The 13,213-nt window shown below is 45.1% G+C and carries 11 protein-coding genes; 8 read left to right on the forward strand and 3 right to left on the reverse strand.

What is annotated here, in order from left to right:
* Window positions 1-12: 12 nt before the first annotated feature.
* From AB5916_RS11815 to AB5916_RS11825, 3 genes are read right to left on the reverse strand one after another with little or no spacing between them, the layout of a single operon-like run.
* Window positions 13-642: a response regulator transcription factor gene (locus AB5916_RS11815; RefSeq protein ID WP_158420831.1), complete on the reverse strand. Its 630-nt coding sequence runs from the start codon at window positions 640-642 to the stop codon at window positions 13-15.
* Window positions 643-1,938 (reverse strand): sensor histidine kinase, encoded by a 1,296-nt coding sequence (locus AB5916_RS11820; RefSeq protein ID WP_368191002.1) that lies wholly within the window; start codon window positions 1,936-1,938, stop codon window positions 643-645.
* On the reverse strand, window positions 1,935-3,620 hold the full coding sequence (locus AB5916_RS11825; RefSeq protein WP_368191003.1) for a histidine kinase N-terminal 7TM domain-containing protein: 1,686 nt from the start codon (window positions 3,618-3,620) through the stop codon (window positions 1,935-1,937). The genes AB5916_RS11820 and AB5916_RS11825 overlap by 4 nt, the downstream gene beginning before the upstream one ends.
* 299 nt (window positions 3,621-3,919) lie before the next feature.
* Between AB5916_RS11825 and AB5916_RS11830 the strand changes: the two genes are divergently transcribed.
* The 8 genes from AB5916_RS11830 (at window position 3,920) to AB5916_RS11865 (ending at window position 13,208) form a co-directional block, all read left to right on the forward strand.
* Window positions 3,920-4,918 (forward strand): ABC transporter ATP-binding protein, encoded by a 999-nt coding sequence (locus AB5916_RS11830; RefSeq protein WP_158420828.1) that lies wholly within the window; start codon window positions 3,920-3,922, stop codon window positions 4,916-4,918.
* A 20-nt stretch (window positions 4,919-4,938) separates the two neighbouring features.
* Window positions 4,939-5,919, forward strand: coding sequence for an ABC transporter ATP-binding protein (locus AB5916_RS11835; protein ID WP_158420827.1), 981 nt, complete (start codon window positions 4,939-4,941; stop codon window positions 5,917-5,919).
* Between the two features lie 14 nt (window positions 5,920-5,933).
* Complete coding sequence (locus tag AB5916_RS11840; protein WP_158420826.1) at window positions 5,934-6,854, forward strand: ABC transporter permease; 921 nt, start codon at window positions 5,934-5,936, stop codon at window positions 6,852-6,854.
* 15 nt (window positions 6,855-6,869) lie between these two features.
* Window positions 6,870-7,868 (forward strand): ABC transporter permease, encoded by a 999-nt coding sequence (locus AB5916_RS11845; RefSeq protein WP_368191005.1) that lies wholly within the window; start codon window positions 6,870-6,872, stop codon window positions 7,866-7,868.
* Window positions 7,869-8,022: 154 nt separating this feature from the next.
* A complete protein-coding gene (locus AB5916_RS11850; RefSeq protein WP_368191008.1) occupies window positions 8,023-9,585 on the forward strand; it encodes a peptide ABC transporter substrate-binding protein in 1,563 nt (520 codons plus the stop codon).
* A gap of 134 nt (window positions 9,586-9,719) precedes the next feature.
* Window positions 9,720-10,826 (forward strand): dipeptide epimerase, encoded by a 1,107-nt coding sequence (locus AB5916_RS11855; protein WP_173728919.1) that lies wholly within the window; start codon window positions 9,720-9,722, stop codon window positions 10,824-10,826.
* 79 nt (window positions 10,827-10,905) lie between these two features.
* Window positions 10,906-11,820 (forward strand): C40 family peptidase, encoded by a 915-nt coding sequence (locus AB5916_RS11860; RefSeq protein WP_368191010.1) that lies wholly within the window; start codon window positions 10,906-10,908, stop codon window positions 11,818-11,820.
* On the forward strand, window positions 11,817-13,208 hold the full coding sequence (locus AB5916_RS11865; protein WP_368191013.1) for a transglutaminase-like domain-containing protein: 1,392 nt from the start codon (window positions 11,817-11,819) through the stop codon (window positions 13,206-13,208). Before AB5916_RS11860 ends, AB5916_RS11865 begins: the two co-directional genes overlap by 4 nt.
* Window positions 13,209-13,213 lie beyond the last annotated feature (5 nt).

Here is a 13,213-nt window from a genome sequence, read left to right on the forward strand (position 1 = left end):
AACGGTGATAAATCAGGGAATACTTACCACGATTCCGCGGATCCGGGCTTCAATGGCCAGTTCAGTCCTGTTTTTATAGCCGGTTTTATCAAGCATGTGCTGGATATGGGATTTGACAGTGTTCTCGGAAATGCCCAGCTCACCGGCAATGGAAGAATTGGACATACCTCGGGTCATCAGGCGGAGCACTTCCAGTTCCCTCTGAGTAAATTCTGTATTGCTGGAGAGCCCCAGCTTTACCTTGGGCGGCTGATCCGGATATACAGAATCGCCGTTCATGGTACAGTCCATTACCTCTAAAATCGTTTCTTTAGAAGACTCTTTGTACCAGAAGCTTTCGATTCCGATTTCCCTGGCACGTTTCAGCCAGGAGGCTTCTGCCATAGAGGTAACAGCAATGATCCGGATCCAGGGACGGATAGCTTTGATCCTGGCTGCTGTTTCCAGACCGTTTTCCCCATCAGGCATCAGGATATCCATCAGGATCAGGTCTGCAGAAACAGCCTGTACAAGGGACAGAGCCTGCTGACCGGAACTGGCGGTACCGGCCAGCTGATACCGGCCACTGCTTTTTATGTACAGCTCAAAAAGCTGTCTTGCCATATATTGGTCATCTACAATGATCACATTTATTTTTCGCAATTAAGATTCTCCTTTTGGAATTTCTATATATAATACAAAGGCCGGGGCGCTGGATATTTCCATACTGCCATGTGCTTTTGCAATAGCTGCCCGCAGATTTTTAAGGCCGCCCTTTTCCACGATTTTTCCGGAAGGAGGGGTTCCGTCGTTGGTAAAGCTGGCACAAATCCTGTCAGGTGTTTCACTAATTTGAAGATATACATGGGTTCCATGGGCATGCCTGGCAGTATTGTTTATACACTCTTTCAAGGCCGCAAGAAGCAGTTCAGAACCTTTGCTGTGAGAAAGAGGCAGCTTAGAACATCCTTCCACGTGGATTCCAAGAGTTTGGGCAGCAGTGAGAACCTTGTCCAGGCTGTCAGTGCTTTCAGGGGAGATGCCCTGCTCCATGGCAGAGACAATATATTCCCACAAAGGCACAAGCTGTTGTCTGCTGCGTTTGTCGCCAGGCTGCTCCAGATAAATGCGGAAAGACAGAAGCGCTCTTCCGATTTCATCATGCAGCTTTACTCTGGCGGCCAGATTTTCTTTTTCCCGGGTAACTTTTTCTACTTCATAACTGAAAAGCCGCAGGTGCTCATTTACCTGATTCAACTGGTCATTTTGTTGTTTCAGCTTCTGATTTAAAAGATATTGCTGTGTCACATTACAGGCAGAGAACTGCCATATACTGTCTTTTTTCAGGGACAATTCCCTGCGGCGGAAATCCCAGACCGTACCATCAGGAAACTGAAGAGTAACCGTTGTTCCTGTGGAAATGTTGTGGATTTTCTTATTGTACTCCTGAACCTGCAGAGAATGCCAGAAAAAATTGGTATTTTGAAGCCTTGTCCCCAGAAGCTGACTGCAAAGCTGTTCCATACGTGTATTGATAAGGAGAGGAACACCACTTTGCCGTGCAAAACAGACTCCATCCGGAAGGGCGTCAAAGCTTTCTTTGATGGTACCTGGATTAAGGCGTTTTTTCTGTTGTCTGTACAAAGAGCAGCCAAATAATCCCTCAAATAACGCTAAAATGCTCAATAGTCCGGGAACTGCGATCCAGGGCAGAGAACCGGTAAGCTGTGCCAAAAAGGTTGGAGAAAGCTTCTGGGAACCGTCACGGCCCAGATCGCAAAGGCCTTGCATGAACAGGATGCAAAGACAGCATAAAATACCTCCGATCCACTGACTTTTTCGGGAAAATCCGTGGAGCAGGCTGGTTATCATAAAAAAGACAGCAAGGGCCATTAAAAGGATGCTGCAAAGTCCCATAAAGGCATGAAAAGAAGATGAAAGCTGTGCATAATGGCTCATGTGGTATCACCTCCCTTAAAATCCCTGGCATTAAAGGTCACAGTAAGGAGCAGGGTATCCGGATCGGATTCTGTTTTCACAGTTCCGCCTAAAGCCTGGATTTGCTTTGCGGCAGGAAGCAGAGGGAATATGTTTTCCGGGCAACTTATTTCCATATAAAAATGAATCGTTTCCGCAATGGTCAGTTGGAGCATCAGGGCCTGTGTATCTGGAAGGCAGGCTTCCAGAACTTGCTGGAAAAGCTGGTATATGGCAAGAGCATACACACCAGGTATAGAAAACTCATCCTGATAAGTGCCATAGGCCGTTATGTGGGATAGCCGGACATATTCCAGAGATTCAGCAAGGGAAAGAGAAAGTTCTTTTCCGGGTATCCAGTCCTGTTGATTGATAAGGAGCAGAAGATTTGCTCTTCGCTTTATGTAAACCATTAAAACGGAGGCATATTTCATTTTATTTTCAAAAGCATATTCATTTTCCGGAAGATCTGCCAGAATCGTATGCAGCATAAAAAGCTGGTGGGAAACATCCTGGGAAATCCGGTCGTACAGCTGATTTTGCTGTTGGATGGAGGCTTTCTTCTCCGCCAGCCGGTTCTCGCCTTCCAGAATGGAATTTTGTTCCGCCATAACATCGCCCAGGTCAGCCAGAGCTTTGTTGATCTGCTGGATCTGGGAAAGATCTGTCAGCCAGTAACCATAGCCGCCATGGATCTGATGGCTGTTCAGGACCATATTGCTGTCTGCAAGGGTAACAGGGGAGGACAAGGCGGCAAGAACCTGTGTTTCTGTAACTGGAAGGCTTTTCTCTGACTGATAGCAGATCTTACCCTGCATATCCATGATCCCGGCGCCTAGATCAGAAACTTTCCACATAAGGGAATACTGATCATTGGATGGAAAAAGTCCTGCCTGTATTAAAGCCTCCATAAAGGCAGGAAACAGGAAGGTGATCATATCCGTTGTTTTGAAAAGCCGCTGCAGGGGAGAATAAGGATCCTTAAGAAACAGGATCAGGTAAACCAGGGCAGCAGCCAGAGGGATACAAGGCATCCATATATTTCTACGGCAATCCATAGAAATACAATGCACAAAAGAAAGAATCAGAATTGCTCCGAACATAACTGCCGGCCAGATCAGGGAAGCAATATAAAAAGGTCCGTATGAATAAGGCTCATCTTCCACCCAATGGGAAATGCTGCCGGAAAAACGGAATGCCAGCTGGTGCAGATCATTGGTAAGGATACCCAGAACGATGAGAAGTGCAGGGATGTGCAGCAGCTTCCATTTGGGAGAAATGGAACAGCCGTAAGGCTTTCCGGTATATAACACAGCAAAAAACATAAAAAGTACCACATAGGTCTGGGGAAAATAGTAAAGATACCAGATATATCGAGCTGCAGGAGTATTTTCCGGGATAAATATATATTTTGTTGTACGGATAACCATCAGGAAAACGATCAGCAAAGCTGCAAAAACCAGATAGCGGCGTTCTTCTTTGCGCAGCAGGCGGAGCCGCAGCTGGGTCAGCCAGATCAGCACAGCAGTAATGTAAAGAACACAGATCAGGGAGTTGCTTGATACATTGGGAAAATGATGCCTGGTAAGGCGTATCAGACCGGGGGATAAGGCAAGTATAACACACAGGATATTCAAAAATTTTGTCTTTTTGCTGCTGTACATGATTTTCCTCCTTTCCCAATACTAATAGTTATTTACGAAACAATGTATTAGTTTTGTTTATCATAGCATGGGGTGAGCAGAGTGACAAGCAGTGTACATTTGAAAAATGGTATAGAAAAATGGCAATTTAATACGTTAAAACTTCATTATATGAGAATTTAACCTTGACACAGGAATGTGTTTGGCATTACAATAGCAAGAAAGTAAATGAAGAAGAACGAAAGAAGCTTACAGACGCAGGGGTCTGATCCAGTGCGTCAGTCTGCGTCTGTTTTGTATATGTGGATGGGAGAGGTAATATGGAAGAAAAACAGGATGTACTGTTGGAAATGAAGGATCTGTCGATTTCCTTTTACAATAAGACAGGAGAGATCCAGGCAGTACGTGGTATCAGTTATACATTACATAAGGGTGAGGTGTTAGGAATCGTTGGCGAGTCCGGAAGCGGCAAGTCTGTTTCCAGCCACGGTATTTTAAGGCTGACCCCGGATACAGGAAAAGTGAAGCAAGGGGAGATCCTTTTTCATGGAAAGGACATTCTGAAAATGTCCAAGAAGGAATTGCAGGAACTGAGGGGCAATAAGATCGCCATGATTTTCCAGGATCCTATGACTTCCCTGGATCCGCTGTTTACTGTTGAATATCAATTGAATGAATCTTTGAAAAAGCATACAGATCTGGACGGTAACGGCCGCAGACTCAGGATGATCCATCTGCTGGAGCTGGTAGGGATCAATCAGCCGGAGCGAAGACTGAAGCAGTATCCATATGAGTTTTCAGGCGGTATGCGGCAGCGTGTGATGATCGCTATGGCACTTTCCTGTGATCCTGAGCTTCTGATCGCAGATGAGCCTACCACAGCTTTGGATGTTACCATTCAGGCCCAGATCGTTGAGCTTTTAAAGGAACTGAAGGATAAACTGGGTATGGCGATCATCTTTATCACTCATGACCTTGGAGTGGTATCTGAGATCTGTGACAAGATCATTGTTATGTACGCAGGGAAGATCGTGGAGGAAGGTACCAGCCGTCAGATCTTTTATCAGAGATGCCATCCGTATACTGAGGGGCTTCTGGCCTCTGTGCCTAAGCTGGACAGTGATGTAAACGAAAAGCTGAAGCCTATCAAGGGAAATCCGCCGGATATGAGCTGTGTGAAGCCAGGCTGTGCGTTTGCACCCAGATGCAGCTGCGCTATGCAGATCTGTGTCAAGGAAGAGCCGCCCCAGTATGAGCTGGATGACACACATGTGGTATCCTGCTGGCAGACCATTAAAAAAGCATTGCAGGATGCATAAAGGATAGGATGGACAAGAGTATGGGAAACAATGAAATTCAAAAAGGAGAGATCCTCCTTCAGGTAAAAAATCTTAAGAAATATTATCCGGTGCGTACCGGATTTGTAAAAAAGACAGATTTAAAGGCTGTAGATGATGTAAGCTTTTTTGTACGCAAGGGTGAGACCCTTGGGATCGTAGGGGAAAGCGGATGTGGCAAGACCACTCTTGGAAGGACAGTGCTCCGTCTGGAAGAGCCTACCTCCGGAGATATCATCTATGAAAATGAATCCATTATCGGTAAAGACATGAAGGAATACCGCAAAAAGATGCAGATCGTATTTCAGGATCCGTATGCATCTTTGGATCCGAGGAAGACGGTATCCGATATTATTGGTGAGGCAATGGATCTGCAGAAACTTTGCAGCAGCAAGAATGAACGCCGTGAGCGTGTGCTGGAGCTGATGAAGCTGGTAGGACTGAATGCAGAGTTTTATAACCGTTTTCCACATGAGTTTTCCGGTGGCCAGAGACAGCGTATCGGGATTGCGAGAGCACTTGCAGTAAACCCGGGATTTATTATCTGTGACGAGCCGGTATCTGCTTTGGATGTGTCTATTCAGGCGCAGATCATCAATATGCTGGAAGAACTTCAGGAAACCAAAAACCTTACATATCTTTTTATTGCACATGACCTGGCTGTTGTGAAACATATCAGCACCAGGATCGGAGTTATGTATCTTGGTCATCTTGTAGAATTGGCTGACAGTGCAGAACTTTACCGTAATCCGCTCCACCCGTATACAGAGATGCTGTTGTCTGCAATTCCTATCGCAGATCCGGATTTATCCGCAACAAGGAAAAGGATACGACTGGAAGGAGAGGTGCCAAGCCCCTTGAATCCTCCGTCAGGCTGTCCGTTCAGGACCAGATGCCCCAAAGCGTATCAGGCCTGCCGTGAGAGTATGCCTCCCCTTCGGGAAGTGGCACCCGGACATTTTGCAGCATGCCATAATGCATAACAAGGAGAATCAAAATGCAGACTTCAAGATATATTGTTAAGCGAGTGCTGCTGGCATTCGTCAGTATCTTCGCGATTATTACCATTACTTATTTTTTAATGAATCTGATGCCTGGAGACCCGTTTATGTCTGAAAAGGCTTCTGAAGAGAACAGGGCGATCCTGATTGCAAAATACGGACTGGATCAGCCGGTGTATGTACAGTATGGAAAGTACCTGACCAATCTTCTTAAGGGAGATATGGGTACCAGCTACGTGCTTCAGAAAGGCCGTGCAGTAAAGGATATTATTTTCCAGTCCTTTGCAGTATCCATGGGACTTGGTGTAAGGGCGTTGATCCTTGCAATTGTATGCGGGATCATTCTTGGATGTATCGCAGGCCTTTGTAAAGATAAATGGCCGGATGCGGTGATCCGTGTATTCTCGTCCATTGGTATTTCCATGCCGGGGTATGTAATTGCTTCTGCGCTGATGATTTTTCTGGCAGTAAGCTTTAAGGTGCTTCCGGTGAGCTACAATAAGCCAGGCGGATGGATCATGCCTATGGTCACACTTGCCATTTATCCTACTTCGTATCTGACCCGTCTGACAAGGGCTAGTATTCTGGAGGTTATGAACCAGGATTACCTTCGCACAGAGAGGGCGAAGGGAATGTCTGAATTTGTGGTTGTATTTGTCCACGCATTGAAGAATTCCCTGATTCCTGTTATCACATACCTGGGACCTCTTACTGCATCCATTCTTACCGGTGGTTTTGTTGCAGAGAGCGTATTCAGTGTTCCTGGGCTTGGAAGATATTTTGTCAGCTCCATCAGCCGCAGGGATTACACCATGATCATGGGTGTGACCATCTTCTACTCAGCACTGATCGTATTTATGAACCTGATCTGTGATATCCTGTACAAGATCGTAGACCCAAGAATAAAGTTGGATTAATTAAAGGAAGACGCCATGAAGAACATTTTAAGCATACAAAACAAAATTTCACCGGAAGACTTTGCTCCCCTGGATGAAAACTATTTTAAAGAGGAATCTCTTGATACGGAGGAGATTGGTTACTGGAAGGCCAGCTGGATTCGTTTGAAGTCCAACAAGATTGCCATTGCAGCCCTCGTTGTGATCGTGATCATGTTTATTTTTGCATTTATAGGTCCCATTCTTTCTCCTTACGCCTATGACCAGCAGGTAAGAGGCGATGAAGCACTTTGGCCCTGTCTGAAGCATCCCTTTGGTACGGACCGTCTTGGCCGTGACATTCTGGTACGTTGTATGATCGGTACCAGGATTTCCATGGTGGTGGGTCTTGTATCAGCTGTGATCGTTATGATCGTGGGAAGTATTTACGGAGCAATTTCCGGACTGGTTGGCGGTAAGGTGGATATCGTAATGATGCGTATCGTAGATATCATTTACTCTGTACCTGAGGTCCTGCTGATCGTTGTTATCAAAATGGTGATCAGTGAGCCGTTACAGTCATTGATTGATACGGTACCTATGTTTCACGGATTGCAGAAGATCGGTTCCGGTCTGATCGCCATATTCATTGTATACGGATGTTTGTACTGGGTTGGTATGGCCAGGATCGTCCGCGGCCAGATCCTTCAGCTGAAGACACTGGACTTTGTTACAGCAGCGGAAGCTCTTGGATGCGGAAAAGCAACCATGATCAAAGAGCATCTTCTTCCCAACTGTATTGGCCAGCTGATCGCTACTGTTATGCTTCAGATTCCATCGGCGATTTTTACTGAGGCATTCTTAAGCTACTTGGGAATTGGTGTTTCCGCACCGATGGCCAGCCTTGGTTCCCTTACTTCTGAAGCATTAAATGGTATCACCACATATCCATACCGTGTTATTTTCCCTGCGGTTCTGATCAGTTTGATCATCCTTTCCTTTAACCTGTTCGGTGATGGATTAAGGGATGCACTGGATCCGAAGATGAAGAAATAATATAACATCAGAGCTTCTGTCCTAGGGGTCCTAATATCAGATCATTTTGAAAAAATTGATATATGTTTCCGCTTGCGGAGTATATATAAAGATGTCAGGGAGAGGCCTTTAGCCTGACGCTGATATGAAAAACCTATCAAAAGGAGGAATAATTATGAAAAAGCTCACAAAATTAGTTTCAGCGCTTACGATTGCAGGTCTTGCAGCAACCACTATCCCCATGAATGTATGGGCAGATGGGGATAAGATCGAGATTTCCGTTACCGGTGGTGGAGAAGATTCCATGCAGCTGAATACAGCTACCAGTGGATTCCTGAATGGAATTTCAGCATTGAGACATCTTTATGAAGGTCTTTACAAGCTAGATGCTAATGGAGAGATTGCTCTTGGACAGGCAGCTTCTGTAGAGCAGAGCGATGATAATCTCACATGGACCTTTACATTGAGAGATGATATCACCTGGTCTGACGGACAGGCTGTAACTGCAAATGATTTTGTTTTCGGATTTGACAATCTGGCAGCACAGGGCGGCGACTACTGTACCATGATTTCTGATATTGTGGACAGCTATGAAGCAACCGATGACAAGACTCTGGTACTTCATCTGAAACATGCGTGCTCATATCTTCCTTCTGTTCTTGCATTCCCACCTACTTATCCGGCAAGACAGGATTATGTGGAAGAATACGGAGATGCTTATGCAACAGATCCGGATAAAGCAGTTTATAACGGACCTTATGAAATGGAAAGCTGGACACATGAGTCAGAAGTTGTTATGAAGCTTCGTGATGACTATTATGATGCAGACCAGATCCAGGTTGGCACTATCAACTGGGAACTGATTACAGAGGAAAGCTCTGCACTTGCTTCTTTTGAGAGTGGTGATTATGTATATTCTGATATGTGTCCGGATGAGGAGAAGCCTCGTATGGAAGGCAACGGACTGGTTTATGCAGAAGGAAATAACAACTACTGTGTAATGTTCAACCTTGGCGACAAAGGAAATGATGTTCTGAAGGATGTAAATGTTCGTAAAGCTTTGTCTCTGACCATCGACAGAGAGAGGATCATGAATATCCGTGGACTGAATGATGAGATTGGTGTAACACTTGCCTGCAGAGGTTATGAGAACGCTGATGGTACAGATTTTGTAGATTACTGTGATCCTTGGGAAGATGTAGAAGCATATGAGGAGAACTGTGAGACAGCAAAACAGCTTCTTGCAGAGGCTGGATATGAGGATGGCAAAGGCTTCCCGGCTCTTACCTACATTGTAAACAACGACAGCCGTAAAGAGATCGCAGAAGCAATCGTTAATGACTGGAAAGAGGTTCTGGGTATTGATTCCATTACAGTAGAGAAGGTTGAGAACTTTTCCGCAGCAAGAAACGCTGGTGACTACGACCTGGCTTATTATGGATGGTTTATGGATTACAAGGATCTGTCAAATATGTATGACTCCATGTATGCAACTGCAAATTCTAACTCCTTCTATCAGGGAGATGAGTATGACGCAGCTTTCTTAAAGGCTACCAGTGCTGCCACAGAGGAAGAGCAGTGGGAAGGCTACAAGGAATGTGATGAGATCCTGGCAAGAGATCTGCCTGTAAGCGTAATCCTTCATTCTATGAGTTCTTATCTGTTTGATGACACAAATTATGAAGGCCTTGTATACAGTTGTGGTAACTTTGTATTTACTTACCTCAAAGCACTTTAATAAAATGATGCAGGTAAAAAGCCAAAGGCGGCTGGTATACTGCTGACAGAAAATAAGGGCTGTCGTCTTAGGGAATCCGGCATGATTTCGGGAAAACCAGAGGCGGCAGCCTTTTTTAAGGAGTAAATAAGATTATGAAACTGAAAGAAATCGCAATCGGGTACATTGAAATTCCACTTGTTACCCCATTTAAGACAGCCCTCCGTACAGTAAACAGTGTGAATGATCTGATCGTAAAGGTAACAGCAGAGGATGGGACAGAAGGCTACGGGGAAGCACCGCCTACAGCCGTGATCACCGGAGACACGAAAGAGTCCATAGAGGCAGCCATCCGTTATTATATTGCCCCTTCCATTACAGGGATGGATCTGGACGACCTTCCGTCTATTATGGCAAAAATGGAAAAGTGTCTTGCAAAAAATACTACTGCAAAGGCAGCTGTGGACATTGCGCTTTATGATCTTTATGCAAAGCTCCAGAAAAAGCCGCTTTTCAGGCTTCTTGGGGAAAAAGACCCTTCTGCGGTAAAAACAGAACTGGAAACAGATATTACCATCAGCGTAAATGATACAGATGAAATGGTAAGGGACAGCGTAAAAGCAGTTGGGGAAGGCTTCCGTATCCTGAAGGTCAAAGTAGGAAAAGGCGGTGAGAAGGATGTGGAGCGTATCCGTGAGATCCGCAAGGCAGTGGGGAAAGACGTGGTGATCCGCGTGGATGCCAACCAGGGCTGGACCAGGGAAGAAGCAGTTTCTACCATTACAGCTATGGAGGACGCAGGTCTGGGGATCGAATTGGTGGAGCAGCCGGTATCCTATCATGATTTTAAAGGGATGCAGTATGTAACCGCTCATGTACAGACCCCGATTCTTGCAGATGAAAGCGTATTTTCCTATGAGGACGGTGTGCGTGTGATGGAAGAGCATGGGGCAGACCTGGTAAACATCAAGCTGATGAAAACAGGCGGTATCCATGAGGCAGTGAAGATCTGTGACGCAGCCGACCGATTCGGCATTAAATGTATGATCGGATGCATGCTGGAAAGCAAGGTTTCCGTCAGCGCAGGAGTACATCTGGCTGCTGCACGTTCCTGTGTAACTATGGCAGACCTGGATGGCCCGTCATTATGTAAAGTGGATCCTTATGAAGGAGGACCGGTATATCAGGGACCAAAGATCTTATTAAGTGAAGATTATGGGATCGGGATCACCAAAGTTCCGGTAAAGTTTGAAAGGATCTGAAACAGAAAAAATCTAAAAAAATATCTAAAACAGAAAATATCTAAAACAGAAAAGATCTGAAATAGAAAGGATCTGAAACATGAAAGAGTATCTTGCAATTGTGACTGCAGAGCATGCTTATCTTAGGGCAGAGGCTGAAAATGAAAATGGAGAAAACTTAAGCGGAATCGAAGATGAGATTTTCTCCGGATGGGCTGTGAAGGTATTAGAAAAGCTTCCTGGAAAGCAGTATCTGAAGATAGAAACCCATTATGGATATTCCGGTTATGTAAAAGAAGAAGAAATAAAACCCATCACAGAAGACGAACTGGAAAAACGACAGGATAAAGATCGGTTTTTCAGGCTGGGGATCTCAGAAGCAGATCTTCTGGATGCACCAAAGGTGCAGGGACTTCCGCTGGAGCTTTTATTGAAAAGCTGTATCGTAGAGCTTCTGGAAAAAGAAGTTGTTCCAGGCTGGAGTAAGGTACGAAGTGGGGCAGGCCGGGAAGGTTTCATCCATACCGTGAATCTTCGTGAAAGAAAAGAGGATGATGGCTATCTGTCAGAGAAAAATACAGAAGGAAAAGGCTATTTTCACGCAATGAGACAAAGACTTGCAGTAGAAGAAGAGACCTTCCGTGAGAGGATAAAGGAAAGCGCACTGGAATACATGGGCACCCAGTATCGCTGGGGCGGGAAATCTTCTCAGGGAATCGACTGTTCCGGACTTACTTTTATGAGTTATCTGAACAGTGGACTTCTGATCTACAGGGATGCGTCAATTCGTGAAGAATTTCCAGTGTCTCCGGTGAAACAGGAGGATCTGAAAACAGGAGATCTGATCTTTTTTCCGGGACATGTGGCCCTTTATCTTGGCAATGGAAAGTACATCCATTCCACAGGCTATGTGAAAACACCTTATGTAACCATCAACAGTCTGCGGGAAGAGGATGAAGATTACAGGGAAGACCTGGCACAGAAAATAACAGGATGTGGGAGTGTATTTGTATGAGAAGGTTTTCAGGAGAAGAATTGAAATCTCTGGCACTGGAGCTGCCGGAGGATGTTTTGAAATATAAGGATTTCGGAGATCTGGAAAAAGCAAAGGAAGCAGCAGATCGCTGGCTGGAGCAGCCAATTGGGGAAGAATTAAAAACAAGGCTTCGCTATGAAAAATTTATTCTGGAAGAACTGCCAAAGCAATTTCCGTATACAAAGGCAGATGTGATCCGCCTTTTTAAGGAAAAGCTTCCGGATTTTTCTGAAGAGGATATCAGGAAAATGGAATCGAAAAACCTGGCAGAATGGATCTATATCAATGGAGAAAAGCATTATATCCACAATCTTATGCGGAATATTATGGACAAAGATGATGATATCCGGGAACGTGCAGGGATTTATGAAAAGATTTCGGAGGATAAAAAGCTGCTGCTTCAGAAGGTTCAGCAGATCCGTGAACAGGGGGAGGCAAAGGAAAGCTTCCGCATCCGTGCTACGATCCGTTTAAAGGATGAACAGTTTAAGCCTGGAATGAAGGTAAAGGTGCATCTTCCGATTCCGGCAGAAGCATATCAGATTTCAGATGTTCAGATCCTGGATCATACACAGGGGAATGTAAGCATTGATAAGCCGGATTCCCTGTACAGATCTATCTGTTTCCAGGATCAGCTTCAGGAAAACCGTACATTCTTTGTGGAGTATAAATATACAGTAACTGCAAAATATGTGGATCTGTGGTCTGATGAGGTAAAGAAAAGCAGTGTGCCAGAAGGAATGGAGAAATATCTGAAGGAACAATATCCTCATATCCGGTTCAGCCCTTATCTTACTTCCCTTGCCAGGGAGATCGCAGGGGAAGAAAAAGATCCTCTGGAAATTGCCAGAAGGATCTATGATTACATTACCACAAAGGTACAATATTCTTACATGAAAGAGTATTCACTGATCACGGATATTCCCCAGTATTGTGCAAGAAACCTTAGGGGCGACTGCGGTGTACAGGCACTTTTATTTATTACGCTTTGCAGGATCTGCGGCATACCTGCCAAGTGGCAGTCCGGTCTTTATGCAAATCCGGCATATGTAGGGCCACATGACTGGGCAATGTTCTACGTAGAGCCTTATGGATGGCTTTATGCAGACCCATCCTTTGGAGGTTCCGCTTACGCCTCTGGGGATGAACAGCGGCGCAGATTCTATTTCGGAAATCTGGAGACCTACCGGATGGTGGCAAATAATGCTTTTCAGCAGGATTTTGCTGTTAAAAAAGATTTTATGCCCATTGACCCATATGACAATCAGACCGGTGAGATCGAGTCAGAGGAAAAAGGCTTTGCTTCCTATGAGGTAGAAAACACCAAGGAAATGGTTATATCAGCTGGGAGTCAATCCCCCAGCTGACCTTC

The sequence above is a fragment of the Blautia sp. 1033sp1_1033st1_G9_1033SCRN_220408 genome (assembly GCF_040929965.1).
Classification (GTDB): Bacteria; Bacillota; Clostridia; order Lachnospirales; family Lachnospiraceae; genus Blautia_A; species Blautia_A ammoniilytica.